This window comes from Marivita sp. S2033, assembly GCF_046592965.1.
Taxonomy (GTDB): Bacteria; Pseudomonadota; Alphaproteobacteria; order Rhodobacterales; family Rhodobacteraceae; genus Marivita.
The window spans coordinates 61,466-78,844 of record NZ_JBISBV010000004.1 but is presented as its reverse complement, the minus strand read 5'-3'; the positions used below and the strand labels follow the sequence as shown (position 1 = coordinate 78,844).

At 61.3% G+C, this 17,379-nt stretch carries 17 protein-coding genes; 12 read left to right on the top strand and 5 right to left on the bottom strand.

All coding sequences use genetic code 11. The features are described from left to right. Positions 1-368: 368 nt before the first annotated feature. The 5 genes from ACGKZZ_RS09125 (at position 369) to ACGKZZ_RS09105 (ending at position 5,963) form a co-directional block, all read left to right on the top strand. Positions 369-1,472 (top strand): ABC transporter ATP-binding protein, encoded by a 1,104-nt coding sequence (locus ACGKZZ_RS09125; RefSeq protein WP_411223236.1) that lies wholly within the window; start codon positions 369-371, stop codon positions 1,470-1,472. A gap of 105 nt (positions 1,473-1,577) precedes the next feature. Further along, a complete protein-coding gene (locus ACGKZZ_RS09120) occupies positions 1,578-2,684 on the top strand; it encodes an extracellular solute-binding protein (protein ID WP_411223234.1) in 1,107 nt (368 codons plus the stop codon). 78 nt (positions 2,685-2,762) lie between these two features. Further along, positions 2,763-3,050: a DUF1330 domain-containing protein gene (locus ACGKZZ_RS09115; RefSeq protein ID WP_411223233.1), complete on the top strand. Its 288-nt coding sequence runs from the start codon at positions 2,763-2,765 to the stop codon at positions 3,048-3,050. A 3-nt stretch (positions 3,051-3,053) separates the two neighbouring features. Continuing rightward, positions 3,054-4,769, top strand: a complete 1,716-nt coding sequence (locus ACGKZZ_RS09110; RefSeq protein WP_411223232.1) for an ABC transporter permease — start codon at positions 3,054-3,056, stop codon at positions 4,767-4,769. Between the two features lie 3 nt (positions 4,770-4,772). Further along, positions 4,773-5,963, top strand: coding sequence for an ABC transporter permease (locus tag ACGKZZ_RS09105; protein ID WP_411223231.1), 1,191 nt, complete (start codon positions 4,773-4,775; stop codon positions 5,961-5,963). Between the two features lie 72 nt (positions 5,964-6,035). Here the strand turns inward: ACGKZZ_RS09105 and ACGKZZ_RS09100 are convergent, their stop codons facing one another. Beyond that, positions 6,036-6,905 (bottom strand): branched-chain amino acid aminotransferase, encoded by an 870-nt coding sequence (locus ACGKZZ_RS09100; RefSeq protein WP_411223230.1) that lies wholly within the window; start codon positions 6,903-6,905, stop codon positions 6,036-6,038. A gap of 159 nt (positions 6,906-7,064) precedes the next feature. On the opposite strand from ACGKZZ_RS09100, the gene ACGKZZ_RS09095 reads away from it, so the two are divergent. From ACGKZZ_RS09095 to dxs, 6 genes are read left to right on the top strand one after another with little or no spacing between them, the layout of a single operon-like run. Then, positions 7,065-7,574, top strand: a complete 510-nt coding sequence (locus tag ACGKZZ_RS09095) for a MarR family winged helix-turn-helix transcriptional regulator (protein WP_411223229.1) — start codon at positions 7,065-7,067, stop codon at positions 7,572-7,574. A 1-nt stretch (position 7,575) separates the two neighbouring features. Beyond that, positions 7,576-8,277: a response regulator gene (locus ACGKZZ_RS09090; protein WP_411223228.1), complete on the top strand. Its 702-nt coding sequence runs from the start codon at positions 7,576-7,578 to the stop codon at positions 8,275-8,277. 52 nt (positions 8,278-8,329) lie between these two features. Beyond that, the gene (locus ACGKZZ_RS09085) at positions 8,330-9,256 is read left to right on the top strand and encodes a histone deacetylase family protein (RefSeq protein ID WP_411223227.1); all 927 of its coding nucleotides are present in this window, start codon (positions 8,330-8,332) and stop codon (positions 9,254-9,256) included. Then, positions 9,253-9,495: an exodeoxyribonuclease VII small subunit gene (locus ACGKZZ_RS09080; protein ID WP_411223226.1), complete on the top strand. Its 243-nt coding sequence runs from the start codon at positions 9,253-9,255 to the stop codon at positions 9,493-9,495. The genes ACGKZZ_RS09085 and ACGKZZ_RS09080 overlap by 4 nt, the downstream gene beginning before the upstream one ends. 43 nt (positions 9,496-9,538) lie before the next feature. Beyond that, positions 9,539-10,375, top strand: a complete 837-nt coding sequence (locus ACGKZZ_RS09075; protein ID WP_411223225.1) for a polyprenyl synthetase family protein — start codon at positions 9,539-9,541, stop codon at positions 10,373-10,375. 21 nt (positions 10,376-10,396) lie between these two features. Then, positions 10,397-12,322 carry a 1-deoxy-D-xylulose-5-phosphate synthase gene (dxs, locus tag ACGKZZ_RS09070; protein WP_411223224.1) on the top strand — a complete coding sequence of 642 codons (1,926 nt, stop codon included), beginning with the start codon at positions 10,397-10,399 and terminating at the stop codon, positions 12,320-12,322. On the opposite strand, the gene ACGKZZ_RS09065 is transcribed toward dxs, so the two are convergent. The 4 genes from ACGKZZ_RS09065 to ACGKZZ_RS09050 are packed head-to-tail and all read right to left on the bottom strand — an operon-like array spanning position 12,319 to position 15,651. After that, positions 12,319-12,921 carry an exopolysaccharide biosynthesis protein gene (locus ACGKZZ_RS09065; RefSeq protein ID WP_411223223.1) on the bottom strand — a complete coding sequence of 201 codons (603 nt, stop codon included), beginning with the start codon at positions 12,919-12,921 and terminating at the stop codon, positions 12,319-12,321. The two genes, dxs and ACGKZZ_RS09065, sit on opposite strands and share 4 nt — an antisense overlap. Before the next feature lie 26 nt (positions 12,922-12,947). Continuing rightward, positions 12,948-13,811, bottom strand: coding sequence for an SDR family oxidoreductase (locus ACGKZZ_RS09060; protein WP_411223222.1), 864 nt, complete (start codon positions 13,809-13,811; stop codon positions 12,948-12,950). A 39-nt stretch (positions 13,812-13,850) separates the two neighbouring features. Further along, complete coding sequence (locus ACGKZZ_RS09055; RefSeq protein WP_411223420.1) at positions 13,851-14,606, bottom strand: class II aldolase and adducin N-terminal domain-containing protein; 756 nt, start codon at positions 14,604-14,606, stop codon at positions 13,851-13,853. Positions 14,607-14,655: 49 nt separating this feature from the next. Continuing rightward, positions 14,656-15,651: a DNA topoisomerase IB gene (locus ACGKZZ_RS09050; protein ID WP_411223221.1), complete on the bottom strand. Its 996-nt coding sequence runs from the start codon at positions 15,649-15,651 to the stop codon at positions 14,656-14,658. Between the two features lie 141 nt (positions 15,652-15,792). On the opposite strand from ACGKZZ_RS09050, the gene ACGKZZ_RS09045 reads away from it, so the two are divergent. Next, positions 15,793-17,277, top strand: coding sequence for an AMP nucleosidase (locus ACGKZZ_RS09045; protein ID WP_411223220.1), 1,485 nt, complete (start codon positions 15,793-15,795; stop codon positions 17,275-17,277). Positions 17,278-17,379 lie beyond the last annotated feature (102 nt).

Genomic DNA, 17,379 nt, shown 5'->3' with positions numbered 1-17,379 from the left:
CATCCGCACAGGGATTGCACGGTATGGTTTCCAAAGGGTTTAGATTTTGATTCTGACTGGATTGTGGCCAATCCGTAGCAATATCCGGATATTGTTGCCGGTTCGGAGGGCGATCGCGTCGTCTCATGCAAGTGACGAATCGAGATGATGTGCAAACCTGCTTCGAAAACGGGATCAAATAATGTCGCAAACTGCACCATCGAGGACGTTTGGGCGCGTCCATTGCGCGAAAGTCTCGCAATAATATTGCGATTGGAGGGTCGTTTGCAAAACTCTGGCAACTGTGTTGCATTGTGGACGGCAACGCGATTAAGTCGCGTGAGATAAGAAAGCGGAAGCAATCCGCGGTCAGAACAGGGAGGGCATTTTTGCCAGACTCGTCACACAATGACGCGTTCGTTGAATTTGAACGGGTGCAAAAAAGCTATGACGGCGTTCAACTCGTCGTCAAGGACCTTAACCTCACCATGCCCAAGGGCGAGTTTCTCACGATGCTCGGGCCGTCGGGATCGGGCAAGACAACCTGCCTGATGATGCTGGCCGGATTTGAAACCGCCACGCATGGTGACATCCGGCTGGATGGTCAGCCGATCAACAACATTCCACCGCACAAGCGTGGCATCGGCATGGTGTTTCAGAACTATGCGCTGTTTCCGCATATGACGATTGCCGAGAACCTCAGCTTTCCGCTTGAGGTACGCAAGATCGGCAAGGCGGATCGCGAAGCCAAGGTGAAGCGCGCTCTCGACATGGTCGAGATGGGCGCATTCGGCGGTCGCCGACCGGCGCAATTGTCCGGCGGACAGCAGCAGCGTATCGCGCTGGCGCGGGCGCTGGTGTTCGAGCCGGAACTGGTGCTGATGGACGAACCGCTGGGCGCGCTCGACAAGCAGCTTCGCGAGAAGATGCAGTTCGAGATCACGCACCTTGCGCACCGTCTTGGCATCACGGTGGTCTATGTGACCCACGACCAGACCGAAGCGTTGACGATGTCGGATCGCGTGGCCGTATTCGATGACGGCCGGATTCAGCAATTGGCCCCGCCGGACGAACTGTATGAAAAGCCGCAAAACAGCTTTGTCGCGCAGTTCATCGGCGAGAACAACACGCTCGAGGGAACCGTGCGCGAGATCAACGGCAACCGCTGTCTGGTCCAGCTCGATGACGGCGAATTGATTGACGCGGTGCCGGTCAACGTGAGCAAGCCGGGGGAACGCACACGCGTGTCGATCCGCCCCGAACGTGTGGAATTCGACAAGAACCGGCTTCAGGAAGGCGTACACACGCTGAAGGCCGAAGTCCTCGAGTTCGTCTATATGGGCGACATCTTCCGCACGCGGCTCAAGGTGGCCGGCAATGACGAATTCGTCATCAAGACCAGAAACGCGCCCGATCAGGTGCGTCTGGAACCCGGCGCGCAGATCGAGATCGGGTGGTTGCCCGAGGATTGCCGCGCGCTTGACGCGAATTAGAGCTTTGTCGCGCCCGGCATGAACAGGCGCGACACCATAGATGCGGGCCGGTCGATCCGGCGGCGCGTATCCCCAATATAATCGGATCGTAATGGGAGACTATGAATGAAACTGTCTAAGTTACTTTTGGCGACCAGCGCCCTGACCGTTGCCGGCGTCGGCGCTAACGCGCAGGAGATGGCCGACAGCATGACGCTCGTCAGCTGGGGCGGCGCCTATCAGGACAGCCAGAACAAGGCGTATCTGGAACCCTACCTGGAAGCCCACCCCGACGTGAGCGCGTCCTGGGACGAAAGCTCTGCCGAGGCGGTGGCCAAGCTGCGCGCGATGAACGAAGCGGGCAACATCACTTGGGATCTGGTCGATGTGGTGGCGTCCGACGCGCTGCGCCTGTGCGATGAAGGTCTGGCGATGGAGCTGGATTTCAACGAGGTGCTGGCCGAGGGCGATGACGGCTCCAGCCCCGAGGACGATTTCGGCGATCTGCTGATCAACGATTGCTTCGTGCCGCAGATCGTCTACTCGACGACATTCGGTTACCGCACCGACATGGTGGGCGACACGCCGCCGACCTCGGTTTGCGACGTGTTCGATCTGGAAACCTATCCCGGCAAGCGCGCGCTTCAGAAGCGTCCGATTGACAACATGGAATGGGCGCTCTTCTGCGATGGCGTCGAGAAGGACGAGATTTACGACGTTCTGGGCACCGACGAAGGTGTAGACCGTGCACTCGCCAAGCTCGACACAATCAAGGATCAGGTCGTCTGGTGGTCTGCGGGCGCCGAAACGCCTCAACTCCTGGCCGATGGCGAGGTCGTCATGGGCTCGACCTTCAACGGGCGGCTTTTCTCTGCCATTGCGGAGCAGGATCAACCGATCGACATGCTCTGGGACATGCAGTCCTTCGACCTCGACGGCTGGATCATTCCCGAGGGTCTGCCCGAGGACCGTCTGGCGCGGGCGATGGATTTCCTCAAATTCGCCACTGACACGCAGCGTCTGGCCGATCAGGCGAAATACATCTCCTACGGTCCGGCGCGCGATTCCTCCGCTCCGCTGGTCGGGCAACATGCCGAGCTTGGCATCGAGATGGCACCGCATATGCCGACCGATCCGGCCAATGCGACCAATGTTCACCTTTATGACTACGAATGGTGGGCCGACAACCGCGACGATCTGGACGCCAAGTTCCAGTCCTGGCTCGCGCAATAATTACAACAGGGGCGGGGCAAACCCGCCCGATATGGGGGCAGGCCATTGGCCTGTCCCGCCACCAGAGGGACGGACCTGATGCCCAAGGGCTATATCATCGGCCACATCACCGTGAACGATCCCGAGGCCTACCGGGAATATGTCGAACGCGACACGCCGATCCTCGAGGGACATGGCGGGCGTTTCATCGTACGCGGCGGCGCATCGGAGATTGTTGAGGGTCAGACGCAGGAGCGTCATGTCGTGATCGAGTTCGACGATTTCGAGGCAGCCAAGCGCGCCTATCACGACTCGGCCTACCAGGACGTCGCAGACATTCGCCGTCGCACCGCCACCAGCACAATCATTCTAGTCGAAGGCACCTGAGCCATGACCGATCCGTCAACCGACCCAGACAAGATCATCGGAACAACGCCCGACAACGCTCTTCGCAATGCCGACCGCGCCGATGCGACGCCGGATGGCGGGCCGGTTCTGGCAGCCGACGGCACGCCGCTCAAGCGGTCGCTGTCGCGGGCATTGCGGGCGCAGAAGCTGCGGGCGCTGGCGCTGATCGCGCCGCTTCTCATCTTTGTCCTGATCAGCTTTATCGCGCCCATCGGCGACATGCTGTTCCGCTCGGTCGAGAACCAGATCGTCAGCGATACCATGCCGCGCACGGTGACGGCGCTGCGCAACTATGACGCCACGTCGGCCGAGTTGCCGGGCGACGAGGTGTTCGAGGCGGCCTATTACGATCTTTTCCTCGCAGCGGAGCGCAAGGTGCATACGCGGCTCGGATCGCGACTCAACTACGAGATGTCGGGAGCCTCGTCGCTCTTTCGCAAATCCGGCCGGGGGCTGGAAGACATCGGCGAGGTTTATCAGGACCAGTTCACCGATCTCGACGAGAACTGGGACGAGGCGCTTCCCTGGGCCGAGCTGATGGGCGATCCGGAGTGGATCGCGGCGCAGACGGCGTGGGATGCCGCACCGGAGCGCCGGATGCCGGAATTCAAGCTGCGCGAGGGGGTCGAAGAGACGCTCCCGCGCACGGCCGCCGCCTACCGGACCTTCGCGCGCTTCATGCAGACCGAGGAGGGCGACAGCCCGCTGGAGGAAGAGCCGTGGTCCGCCGTTCACACGGCGCTCTATCAGGATTTGTCCGCCGCTGACCTGTCCGGCTATTCCGGCCCGCGCTCGGATATGGTGATCGCCGCAGATGCGCTGGTGGCAAGCGACGGGTTCGAGACGATCTCCTTCCGCGACGGGTTCGTAGAGGTCGATGCAGATTGGCTTGAACCGGAGATCTGGCAGACGATCAAGATCTACAGCCCGCCCTATACCTCGGGCTATTTCCTCAATTCCGTCGACATGCAGAAAACCCCGGATGGCCCCGCGCTGCGCGATGAGGACGAGCGAATCTATGGCCTGTTGTTCCAGCGGACATTGTTCATGAGTCTCGTGATCACGTTCAGCTGCATCCTGCTGGCCTATCCGATCGCCTATCTGCTGTCGAACCTGCCGGCACGCAAGGCGAACCTGTTGATGATCCTCGTCCTGCTGCCGTTCTGGACATCGCTTCTGGTGCGCACGAGTGCGTGGAAGGTGATGCTTCAGCAACAGGGCGTCATCAACGATGTTCTGGTCTGGCTCGGCATGGTATCGGATGGCGGGCGGCTGGTGATGATCAACAACCAGTTCGGCACCATCGTGGCGATGACGCATATCCTGCTGCCCTTCATGATCCTGCCGATGTATTCGGTCATGTCCACCATCCCGATCTCCTACACCCGCGCGGCGAAATCGCTCGGCGCGACCAACTGGACGGCCTTCTGGCGGGTCTATTTCCCGCAATCGGTGCCGGGAATCGGCGCTGGTTCGATCCTCGTGTTCATCTTGTCGATCGGCTACTACATCACGCCCGAGATCGTCGGCGGCACGTCTGGTATCTTCATCTCGAACCGGATCGCCTATCACATTTCCAGTTCGCTCAACTGGGGTCTGGCGGCGGCGCTGGGCACGATCCTGCTGGTGGTCGTGCTGATCCTCTACTGGGCCTATGACCGCATCGTGGGCATCGACAACGTGAAACTGGGGGGCTGATCCATGTCGGAAGCGATACTCACGCCGATCGAGAAAAAGCCCATCGGCTTTACCGTCGGTGTACTTGCCGCTGCCGGCGCAGTGGCGGGGCTTTTCATCGGCACGGCGCAGGGCTCGGGGATCATGGGCATCGTGATCGGCGCGGCGCTGATGGCGGCGCTGGCATTCGTGGCGATGCAGGTGCTTGGCAGTTCGATGGAAAAACCGCTGCGCTGGGGGCTGGTCGCCGTCGCGGCGGTGGTCGGTTTCATCGTCGGCTCGGTGCCGGGGTTGATCCTCGGCGCGCTGTTCGGCTGGTTCTTCGGGTGGTTTACCTACTGGATCGGCATGGGCCGCTACCGGGCGCATCTGGTGCCCTATTTGACGGGCGGCCAAGTGCTCTGGCATTACAGCTTCCGGGTGCTGTGCGGCGCGATCTTCATCTTCCTGATCACGCCAATCCTCGTGGTGATGCCGCTTTCCTTCAACGCCGAGAACTTCTTTACCTTCACGCCGGGGATGCTGCGGTTCGATCCCGAGGCCTATTCGCTCAAGCATTACCGGGACTTCCTGACCAATCCGGAATGGACCAATGCGGTCAAGAATTCGTTGATGGTCGCTCCGGTGGCGACGCTGATCTCGGTCGGGTTGGGCACGCTGGCGGCCATTGGTCTCAGCCAGAGCCACGTGCCGGGCAAGCGCGCGATCATGGCGATCCTGATCTCGCCGATGATCGTGCCGCTGATCATCTCGGCGACGGGGATGTATTTCTTCTATTCCAAGATCGGCATTGTCGGCACCTATTGGGGCATCGTTCTGGCCCATGCGGTGCTGGGGATTCCCTTTGTGATCATCACCGTCACGGCAACGCTGGTGGGCTTTGACACGTCTCTCACCCGCGCGGCAGCCAATATGGGGGCCAATCCGGTCACCACCTTTTTCAAGGTTCAGATGCCGCTCATCTTGCCGGGTGTGATCTCAGGTGGATTGTTTGCATTCATCACGTCGTTTGACGAGGTTGTCGTGGTGCTCTTCATCGGTTCTGCCGAGCTGCAAACCCTGCCGTGGCAGATGTTCACCGGCTTGCGCGAGCAAATTTCGCCGACCATTCTGGCAGCAGCGACAATCCTTGTCGGAATCTCGATCTGTCTTCTGGCCTCGGTCGAGGCGCTGCGCCGCCGCTCCGAGCGTCTTCGCGGGATGTCTCCGGGATAGGCGGCACGCGTGGTTGGAACAAGAAAGCCCTGCACCGACGTGCAGGGCTTTTGTCTTTGAATAAAGAGCGCTTTAGCTGCGGACCAGCTTTTCGTAGCTGTCAGAGATGTCGCGCGTCAGGGCGCCGACTTCGAAATTGTATTCGCCGATCTGTCCCACCGGTGTCACCTCGGCGGCGGTTCCGGTCAGCCAGCACTGCTCGAAGCCTTCAAGCTCTTCGGGCATGATGTGACGTTCATGCACGGTGATGCCCTTTTCCTTCAGCATGTCGATCACCGTCTGGCGGGTGATCCCGTTGAGAAAGCAATCGGGGTCGGGAGTGTGCACTTCGCCGTCCTTGACGAAGAACATGTTGGCGCCGGTCGCCTCGGCCACGTAACCGCGGTAGTCGAACATCATGGCGTCAGAGCAGCCCTTCGCTTCGGCCGCGTGTTTTGACATGGTGCAGATCATGTAAAGACCCGCCGCCTTGGCCTGACTGGGGATCGTCTCGGGGCTCGGGCGCTTCCATTTGGAGATGTCGAGCTTGGCGCCGCGCGTTTTTGCGTCGCCGTAATAGGCGCCCCATTCCCAGGTCGCCACGGCAAGCCGCACCGGGTTGCGCGCCGAGGCGACGCCCATGTCTTCGCCCACGCCGCGCCACGCCAGCGCGCGCACATAGGCATCGGACTGCCCGTTTGCCTGAAGCGTTGCGGCCTTGGCGGCTTCGATTTCATCGACGGTGTAGGGAATTTCGAAGTCGATCAGCTCTGCCGAGCGGCGCAACCGCTCTGAATGCTGGCGCGATTTGAAGATCTTGCCGTTATAGGCGCGCTCGCCCTCGAATACAGAACTGGCATAATGCAAGGCGTGGGTCAGGATGTGGACGTTCGCGTCCCGCCATTCGACCAACTGGCCGTCCATCCAAATCTTTCCGTCGCGGTCGTCATAAGCGCCTGCCATCGTCTCTCTCCTTACGCGGCTTTCCGAAGATTGCGCAATTTAGGGCCGATGCGGACATAAAGTTGCGCTAAAACTGGGATTCGCTACCATTTGAGCCTTGGAATGTCAACAAGACTGACATAAATTGGACGGCAACGAAAAGGTGACCGGAGATCGAGCATGGCAGAACGTCAAAGCGCCAATACGGTGGACGGGCACGCTTTGCTCTACCTGACAGACGAGCAATTGCGGCAGGGCATCGAGGCAATGTTCTTTGCCTATCGCGGTTTCACGGCCGATCCCGATCGCATACTGGAAGGCATGTCCTACGGGCGGGCGCATCATCGCGCGCTGCACTTCATCCAGTGCGCGCCCGGCACCACGGTGAACAACCTGCTCGCCATTCTGGGCGTCACCAAGCAATCGTTGAACCGCGTCTTGCGCACCTTGATCGAGGATGGGCTGGTGACAAGTCATGTCGGGCGCAGCGACAAGCGGGAACGCCATCTTACGCTGACCGAAGCGGGCGCGGCCCTCGAGCAGCAGCTGTCGGATGCGCAGCGGGTGCGGATGCGCGATGCCTATCGCAAGGCGGGGCCGGAGGCGGTGTCGGGCTTCAAGACGGTGCTGGAAGCGATGATGGATGACGATATGCGGCAGGCTTATATTGCCCTGCGAGAGGGGCGCTGACATGGCCGAATCCGATGCGCACCTGCTGATTGTGGATGATGACGAACGCATCCGGGGGCTGTTGCAGAAATTCCTGATCCGGAACGGGTTTCTGGTGAGTGCGGCGCGCGATGCCGCCCATGCGCGCCGCATTCTGGCCGGGCTTGATTTCGATCTCATCGTGCTCGACGTGATGATGCCCGGTGAAGACGGGGTCAGCCTGACGCGGGGAATACGCGAAACCTCGACCACTCCGATCCTGCTGCTCACCGCGAGGGCGGAAACCGAGGACAGGATCGCTGGGCTGGAAGCGGGCGCGGATGATTACCTCGCCAAACCGTTCGAGCCCAAGGAACTGCTGCTGCGCATCAACGCGATCCTGCGGCGGATGCCGGAACTGGCACCCGACGATGGCGCGCCGAAATATCTCAGCCTCGGCGATATCCGGTACGATACCGACCGCGGCGAGATGTGGCGGGGCGATGATCTGGTGCGCCTGACATCCACCGAAATCCAACTGATGAAGGTGTTTGCCGCCCGCGCCGGAGAACCGTTGAGCCGGTCGCAACTGGTCGAGGAACTGGGACGGGATCGCGGGCAGAGCCAAGAGCGCGCGGTGGATGTGCAGATCACCCGCCTGCGCCGCAAGCTGGAAGATAACCCCAAGCAGCCGCGCTATTTGCAGACCATTCGCGGCGCTGGCTATATGCTTGCGCCTGACTGACGGGTCGTGTTTCCTGAATATCTGAAATGAGAAGACGCAGGGGGAGATGCTTGTGGCGACTGCATTGATTACGCATGCCGAATGTCTTGAGCATGTGACACCGGACGGCCATCCCGAGCGGGTGGCGCGGCTCGAGCATGTGCTGCACGCTTTGCAGGATCTCGATCTGCGGCGCGAAACTGCGCCCGAGGTGGACGAGGCGCATCTGCGCTATGTGCATCCGCAGCGCTATATCGACAGGATCAAGGCCGGGGTGCCGGATGAAGGGTTGGCTCAGCTTGACGCTGATACCTGGCTGTCACCGGGTTCGTGGCGCGCCGCGTCACGCGCCGCCGGCGCGATTGTTCGCGCCGTCGATATGGTTCTGGGCGGCGACGTGTCCCGCGCGTTCTGCGCTGTGCGCCCTCCGGGCCACCATGCCGAAACCGAGACTCCGATGGGCTTCTGCCTGTTCGGTACTGCCGCGATCGGGGCGAAACATGCGCTCGAGGCGCATGGCTTGTCGCGCGTTGCGATTGTCGATTTCGACGTGCATCACGGCAATGGCACGCAGGATCTGCTGTGGAACGAGCCGCGCGCGCTGACCATCACAAGCCAGCAAATGCCGCTTTGGCCGGGGACCGGCGATCCGTCGGAGCGCGGGGCGCATGACAATGTGCTCAACATCGCGTTTGCCCCTGAAAGCGGCGGTACAGAAATGCGCGCGGCCTATGAGGCACAGGTGTTTCCCCGTTTGCGCGACTTCAAGCCTGAACTGCTGATCCTGTCGGCTGGTTTTGACGCGCATCAGGATGATCCGTTGGCACAATTGAACTGGTCGACGCAGGATTTCCGTTGGTTGACGCAGCAGCTTTGCGGCTTGGCGGACGAGCTTTGCGAGCGGCGTGTCGTCTCGACTTTGGAAGGCGGTTATGATTTGTCGTCGCTGGCGATCAGTGCGCGTGCGCATGTGGAAGAACTGATGGAGACCGCGACATGAGCGACACACCCGTAGAAGAGATGAGCTTTGAGGCGGCGATGGCCGAACTTGAGAAAGTTGTCGGCCAGCTCGAGCGTGGCGATGTGGCGTTGGAGCAATCCATCACGCTTTACGAACGCGGTGCGGCGCTGAAGAAGCGGTGCGAGGCCAAGCTGACCGAGGCGCAGGAAAAGGTGGCCGCGATCACGCTGGACGCCGATGGACAGCCGACGGGCACGACTCCTGTCGATCCGGCGTAAGACGGACGCGGTGTTTTCGCAGGCCTTGCGCCGCGATGGCGCAATGATTGGCTCCCATCTCGAACGTGTCCTCGACGAGGACGCGGACCTGCCGGTTATCGAGGCCATGCGCTATGCCGTCGCCGGTGGCAAACGCCTGCGCGGATTCCTCGTGATGGAAGGCGCGCGGTTGCATGGGATCGACGAAGGGCGCGCGATCTGGCCCGCCGCCGCGATCGAAGCGATCCACGCCTACAGCCTTGTGCATGACGATCTGCCTTGCATGGATGACGACGATTTGCGGCGCGGTGTGCCGACGGTGCATCGCCGCTGGGACGAGGGCACGGCGGTTCTGGTGGGCGATGCGTTGCAGGCGCTTGGGTTCGAACTGGTGCTTGATCCGGCCTGCCATGACGATGCAAGCATACGCGCCGAACTGGCGTCGAGCCTTGCACAGGCCTCGGGGCGGCGCGGGATGGTGTTGGGACAGGCGCTTGATATTTCGGCGGAACGGGCCGATGAGCCGTTGACGCTGGAGCAGATCACCGATTTGCAAGCGGGCAAGACCGGAGCGTTGATCGTTTGGGCGGCACAGGCGGGCGCTCGGTTGGCCGGGGCGGACACGGCGCCGCTGACGGAATATGCCGCAGCGCTCGGTCTGGCCTTTCAGATCGCCGACGATATCCTTGATATCGAAGGTGACGTATCGACCGTTGGCAAGGCCGTTGGCAAAGACGCCGCGCGCGGCAAAGCGACCTTTGTGTCTCTGCTGGGGTTGGATGGCGCGAAGCGGCGTGCGTCAGACCTGGTGGATGCCGCTTGTGATGCCCTGTCACCCTATGGCGCAAAAGCGCAAACCTTGAATGATGCGGCGCGGTTCGTTATTTCGCGCGACATCTGATGCAACCCGGAGGCGCGGCCCATGTCGCATGATACCGACACCCCGCTTTTGGACACTGTGTCGTCACCTGCCGATCTGAAACGGTTTTCGGATGCGCAGTTGGAGCAACTGGCGAACGAGTTGCGCCGCGACACGATTGCCGCTGTGTCCCGCACCGGCGGGCATCTGGGGGCCGGGCTTGGTGTGGTCGAACTGACGGTGGCGCTGCACGCGATTTTCGACGCACCGCGCGACAAGATCATCTGGGACGTGTCGCACCAGTGCTATCCGCACAAGATCCTGACGGGGCGACGGGCGCAGATGGACACGTTGCGACAGGAAAACGGCCTGTCCGGTTTCACCAAGCGAACGGAATCGCCCTACGATCCGTTTGGCGCGGCACATAGCTCGACATCGATTTCCGCCGCCCTCGGTTTTGCCGTGGCGCGCGATCTGGGCGGCGCGTGCGACACCGGCGCCGGAGATGCGATTGCGGTGATCGGCGATGGCGCGATGAGTGCAGGCATGGCCTATGAGGCGATGAACAATGCCGGCGCGCTGGGCAAGCGGTTGATTGTGATTCTGAACGACAACGAAATGAGCATCGCGCCGCCGGTCGGGGCGATGTCGTCGTATCTGTCGCAGCTTTATGCGGGGGCCCCGTTCCAGGATCTCAAGCAGGCGGCCAAGGGCGCGGTGAGCTTTTTGCCGGAGCCGTTTCGCGAAGGGGCCAAGCGCGCCAAGGACATGCTCAAGGGCATGGCGATCGGCGGCACGCTGTTCGAAGCGCTGGGCTTTTCGTATGTCGGGCCGATCGACGGTCACGATCTGGACCAGTTGTTGCCGATTTTGCGCACGGTCAAGGACCGCGCGCATGGGCCGACCCTGATCCACATCGTTACCCGCAAGGGCAAGGGGTATCCACCTGCCGAAGATGCCGCCGACCGGGGCCATGCGCGCGCCAAGTTCGACGTGTTGACCGGCGAACAAAAAAAATCGCCCTCCAACGCGCCGAGTTACACGCGTGTCTTTGCGGATGCCTTGCTACAAGAAGCGGCGCAGGATCCTCTGATTTGTGCCGTGACGGCGGCAATGCCTGACGGCACCGGGCTTGATCTTTTCGCAGAGCGCTATCCGTCGCGCACTTTCGATGTCGGGATCGCGGAGCAGCACGGCGTGACCTTCTGTGCGGCGCTGGCGGCAGGCGGGATGAAGCCGTTTTGCGCGATGTATTCGACGTTCTTGCAGCGCGGCTATGATCAGGTGGTGCATGATGTGGCGATCCAGCGTTTGCCGGTGCGTTTCGCCATTGATCGCGCCGGATTGGTCGGGGCCGATGGGGCCACCCATGCGGGCAGCTATGACATCGCTTACCTTGCGAACCTGCCGGGCTTTGTTGTCATGGCGGCCGCCGATGAGGCGGAGTTGAAGCACATGGTTGCCACCGCCGCCGCGCATGACGACGGCCCGATCGCGTTCCGCTATCCGCGGGGCGAAGGGCAGGGGGTCGAGTTGCCGGATCGCGGTGAGGTGCTGGAGATTGGCAAGGGCCGAATGATCCAGAACGGGAGCCGCGTTGCGATCCTGTCATTTGGCACGCGTCTGGGCGAAGTCATGGCGGCCTGTGAAACGCTTGCCGGCAAGGGCATCACCCCCACGGTTGCCGATGCCCGTTTCGCCAAGCCGCTGGATCGGGAACTGATCTTGGAATTGGCCCGCGAGCATGAGGCGCTCATCACCATCGAGGAGGGCGCGGTCGGTGGCTTTGGCAGCCATGTGGCACAGCTTCTGGCCGAGGAAGAGGTGTTCGACCACGGTTTGAAATTCCGCTCCATGGTGCTCCCTGACATCTTCATCGATCAGGCCAGCCCGGCCAGGATGTACGATGTCGCCGGACTCAGCGCCAAGGATATCGTGACCAAAGTGCTGAATGTTCTGGGCGTCGCGTCGCTGGGCAAACGCGCCTAGAGAAGGCCGACGATCAGCCCGACAACAACCGCCAGCGACGCACCAAGCACGATGTATCCGGCGATCAGCGCAAATCCGTCGCGCACCATGAGCGCAAACGCGATAAGGGCGACGCCGGCTGCGCTGACGGATGTGAACATCGGCAGAATTTCCAGAAACGGCCACGTCGCCGCGACGATGATGACGGCCATCAGCGCCAGACGGTCCAAAGGCGGAGCGGTCAGGAGCCGCAACCTGTTGCGGCTGTGAGCGTCGAGCCATTTGGCCGGGCGGCGCAGGAAGCCGATGGCGCGGCACAGCTGATCGGCGTTCAGCGTGCGATCCGACAGGAACCTGGGCAGCCAAAGCTGCTGCGTGCCGAACAGAGCCTGTGTCGCGATGGTGACGATGACCAGACCGCCGAGCGTGGGCATCAGCGGGATGGCAGACAGCGGAGACACCAGAATGAGGGCCGGAACAAGCAGAGCGGCACCGAACGAGCGCGATCCCACCCGATCCAGCATCTGCCTCACGCTGAGCCCGTGGCCCGCATCCGGGGCATCGGTGTCTGCGCCGGTTTCGGGGAGGGTGGGATCAAGCGCGTCCAGAAGGCTGGTCAAGGACCGTGGAGGCGACGCCGCGCTTGTCACTCGGCGGCCTCTTCGGCGGCAAGGACGGCTTTCAGCCCGGTGCGATAGTCGGGATATAGCAAGGTGACACCCAATTCGGTTTTGATCCGCTCATTGCGCACGCGCTTGCTCTCAGCATAGAAACTGCGCGCCATCGGGGTCAATTCAGCGTCTTCAAACGGCTCTTCGGGCGGCGGTTTCACGCCAAGCAGTTGGGCGGCGTATTCAATCACGTCTTGCGGCGGCGCGGGGTCATCGTCGCACAGGTTATAGGCCGCGCCCGGATCGGGGTGCAGCATCGACGCTTCGAGCACCTGCGCGATGTCTTCGACATGGATGCGGCTGAAGATCTGTCCCGGTTTGATGATCCGCCGTGCCGTGCCCCTGCGCACCTTGGCAAACGGTCCGCGCCCGGGGCCGTAGATTCCGGCGAGCCGGAAAATATGCAGCGGCAGGCCGGGGATCGCCGCCCAGGATGCTTCGGCATGGACGCGGCGACGGCCGCGTTCGGTGCTGGGAGTGAGCGGCGTGGTTTCGTCGACCCAGTCGCCGTCCGCGTCGCCATATACACCGGTGGTGGAGAGGTAGCCGAGCCATTTCAGCCTCTCCGCACAGGCCACGATATCGGGTTTCAGCAAGGCCAATGTGGGGTCGCCGGTCTCAGTCGGGCCGGCCGATACCAGGACGTGGCTGGCGTTTTCCAGCCACGGCAGGATGGCGTCACGATCCCACAAAAGCGGGGTGATGCCCTGCGCGCGCAAGGCGCCGAAATTGTCAACTTCGCGGGTCGTTCCGGCAATGCGCCAGCCCTGCGGCACCAGTCTTTTGGCAAGATAGGTGGCGCTGTATCCGTGCCCGAGCGAAAGCAGTGTCTTTTCCATAACTTAAAGGTGACGTATCGCGCGGGAATTGCAAGTGCTTTACGCGGCGTAATCCGATCCTTCCGAATCGAGGATTGCCTTGAGTTCCGCGAGATGGCGCGCGTCTTGTTCGGGATAGGCTTCCAGTTCCTGCGCGGTTTTCTCGGCGATGTCGTCCGACAACACCCGAAGCGGCTGGCCGGTCTGCAAGGCGCGAATATAGGTCTCGGCTGCCCGTTCGAAATAATAAAGCCGGTTGAACGTGTCGGCCACGGTGTCTCCGATGATCATGACGCCGTGATTGCCCATGATCATCACCTTCTTTTTCGGATCATCAAAAAGCTGCGCGCAGCGCTCGCCTTCTTCTTCAAAGGCCAACCCGCCATAGCTGTCGTCAATCACATAACGGTTGAAGAATGTCGCGCAGTTCTGGTCGATCGGAGGCAGGCGCGGGTCTTGCAATGTGGCCAGAACCGTCGCGTGGATCGAGTGCACATGCATCGCACAGAGCGCGTGACGGCAATGCCGATGCAATCCGCCATGCAAGCCCCATGCCGTCGGATCGGGTGCGTTGGGACCGGACAAAGTTTCAGGATCATTGGCATCCACGACCAGCAGATCGCTGGCCTTGATGCGGGAAAAATGCGTCTGATTGGGGTTCATCAGGAACTTGGTGCCATCGCCATTGATCGACAGGCTGAAATGATTGGCGACCGCTTCGTGCATGTTCAGACGCGCGGTCCAGCGAAAGGCCGCCGCCAGATCAACCCGCTCCTGCCAGTGTTCGATATTCGGGGAAAGATGTGTCACGCTTATGGTGCCCTCCTGTAATTGTGCCCAAGTGGGCTCTGGGACGACCAGGGTGTCAAGGGCCGGTGTCGTCAAGAAGATGCAGCAACTGGGATTCGCGGCGGCGCAAGCCGGTCCTTTCCTTGGCTTTGGCGAAGCGCTTCTGGCGGGCGTCCATCGGCATATCGACAAGGTCGATCACTGCCGGGTGGATATAGGACGTGCGGGCAATCGTTGGAGTGTTGTGCAAGCGCTCGGCGGCGGCTTCGGACACTGATTTGATGGTCGCCTCCTCGTCTTTCATCACGGCATCCAACGCGGCGACCGAGCCGTTCCAGGTGCGAAAGGTCTTGGCGGTCAGGGAGGTGTTGTCGAGATATTCAACGAGAAAGCTGTTGATCTCGGCCGAGCTGATGCTGCGCGGTGATCCGTCCTCGTCCGTCCACCCAATCAATTCCGGACCGGGAAGGTCGTCAAGTTGGGTAAGTACGCGATTGAGGGTCTGGTCGCGCAGCGTTTTCTTGACCAGCTTGCCGCCCTTGCCGCGATACCGCAGGCGCAAGGTGTTACCGTCTAGATCAAGGTGTCGCGAGCGGAGTGTCGTGGCACCATATGTCTTGTTCGCGCGTGCGTAGTCCTGCGTTCCGATCCTGAGCCCGGCGCGGTCGATCAACGCCAGCACCGCAGCGATCGCAAAGCTTCGCTCGCCGACATCATTGTCACGCAAATCGCTGAGGATACGGCGGCGCAGGCGTGGCAGCGCATCGCCGAATTCGACCAGATGATCGAACTTCCGGATTGCGCGGAAGGCTGTCCAGTCGGGATGATACTGGTATTGCTTGCGGGTCTTGACGTCGCGCCCGGTGGCTTGCAAGTGACCCTTTGGAATGGGGCAGATCCAGACATCTTCCCATGCCGGCGGCACCGCAAGTGCCGAGAGCCGCTTGCGCTCACCGGCGTCGTTGATGCGCGTACCATCAGGCATAAGATAGGAAAATCCCCGTCCGCGGCGCTGACGGCGAATTCCGGGGCGGTCGTCCGGATAATAGGTGAGCTTTGGCGCGTCGGACATAGAGCACGAACGCCGCCGTCGCAGTGCCGGTTCCCGTGGCACTGACCGAGCGACGGGGTGTCGCGTGACCGGATCAGCTTGATCCCCGTGCTGGATGCTGTCACTTTGCCGGCCAAGCCAGACACTAAAAAAGGGGCGCACATGCAGGACCGGTCGATCACCCTGGACATCCTCAGCCCCGAAACCCCGGCGCCCGAGCAATTCGACAACGCCAAGGCGGCGGTGTCACGACTGCGCGAATTGTACGATCTGGCATCGGATTTTCTGTGCAAGGCGTTTCAGACAGCGATGGAGGATGGCCATCCAGGTGTGCGTTACCGCGCGTTTTATCCAGAAATCAGGATCACAACGACGAGTTTCGCCAAGATCGACAGTCGTCTGAGCTTTGGTCATGTGTCCCACCCCGGCACCCATACGGCGACCATCACGCGCCCCGATCTTTTCGCCAAATATCTCGAGCAGCAGATCGGATTGCTGATCGACAATCACAGCGTTCCGGTCGAGGTGCGCGTGTCAGAGACACCGATGCCGGTGCATTTCGCCGTTGCAAACGAGCAGTCGATCACGGTTCCGCAGGAGGGCGCGGCAGAATTTACGCTGCGCGACGTGTTCGACGTTCCCGATCTGAGCACGACAAACGATGATATCGTCAACGGCGTCTACAAGATCGGCCCGGACGGAGAAGAGCCTCTGGCCCCGTTCACCGCGCAACGGGTGGATTATTCGCTCGCCCGCCTGGCGCATTACACCGCGACCGATCCGGTGCATTTTCAGAATTACGTGCTGTTCACCAACTACCAATTCTATGTCGCGGAATTCGAAGCCTATGCGCGCGCGCAACTTGCCGATCCCGACAGCGGCTACACGAGTTTCGTCAGCACCGACAACGTCGAAATCACCGAGCCCGACTCGCCGATCTTTTCGACGATGAAGATGCCGCAGATGCCGACTTACCACCTCAAACGCGCACGCGGTGCGGGGATCACGCTGGTCAATATCGGCGTCGGGCCGTCGAATGCCAAAACCGCCACCGATCATATCGCGGTGCTGCGCCCGCATGCCTGGCTGATGGTGGGCCATTGCGCCGGGTTGCGCAATTCGCAAAGCCTTGGCGATTTCGTGCTCGCGCACGCCTATCTGCGCGAGGACCGGGTGCTTGACGATGATCTGCCGGTCTGGGTGCCGGTGCCTGCGCTGGCCGAAATCCAGATCGCGCTGGAACAGGCGGTCGCGCAGGAAACGCAATTGCAGGGCTACGATCTCAAACGCATCATGCGGACTGGTACGGTGGCCAGTGTTGACAATCGCAACTGGGAATTGCGCGACCAGCGCGGGCCGGTCCAGCGCCTGTCGCAATCGCGTGCGATCGCTCTGGATATGGAAAGCGCCACCATTGCCGCCAACGGCTTTCGGTTTCGAGTCCCTTATGGAACGTTGCTCTGTGTCAGCGACAAGCCGCTGCAAGGCGAGTTGAAGCTGCCCGGAATGGCGTCGGACTTTTACACAAAGCAGGTGGCACGCCACCTGATGATCGGCATCCGGGCAATGGAAAACCTGCGTGAAATGCCGCTCGAACGCATCCACAGCCGGAAATTGCGCAGCTTTGAAGAGACCGCATTTCTGTAGGCGATTCTGCAGGATCCACGGTCAATTTCCGGATTCTGCCGAAAACGAACGGGAAAACCTGTGGGAATTCAGCAAAAAAGACGAAAAACCCTTGGTTATAGG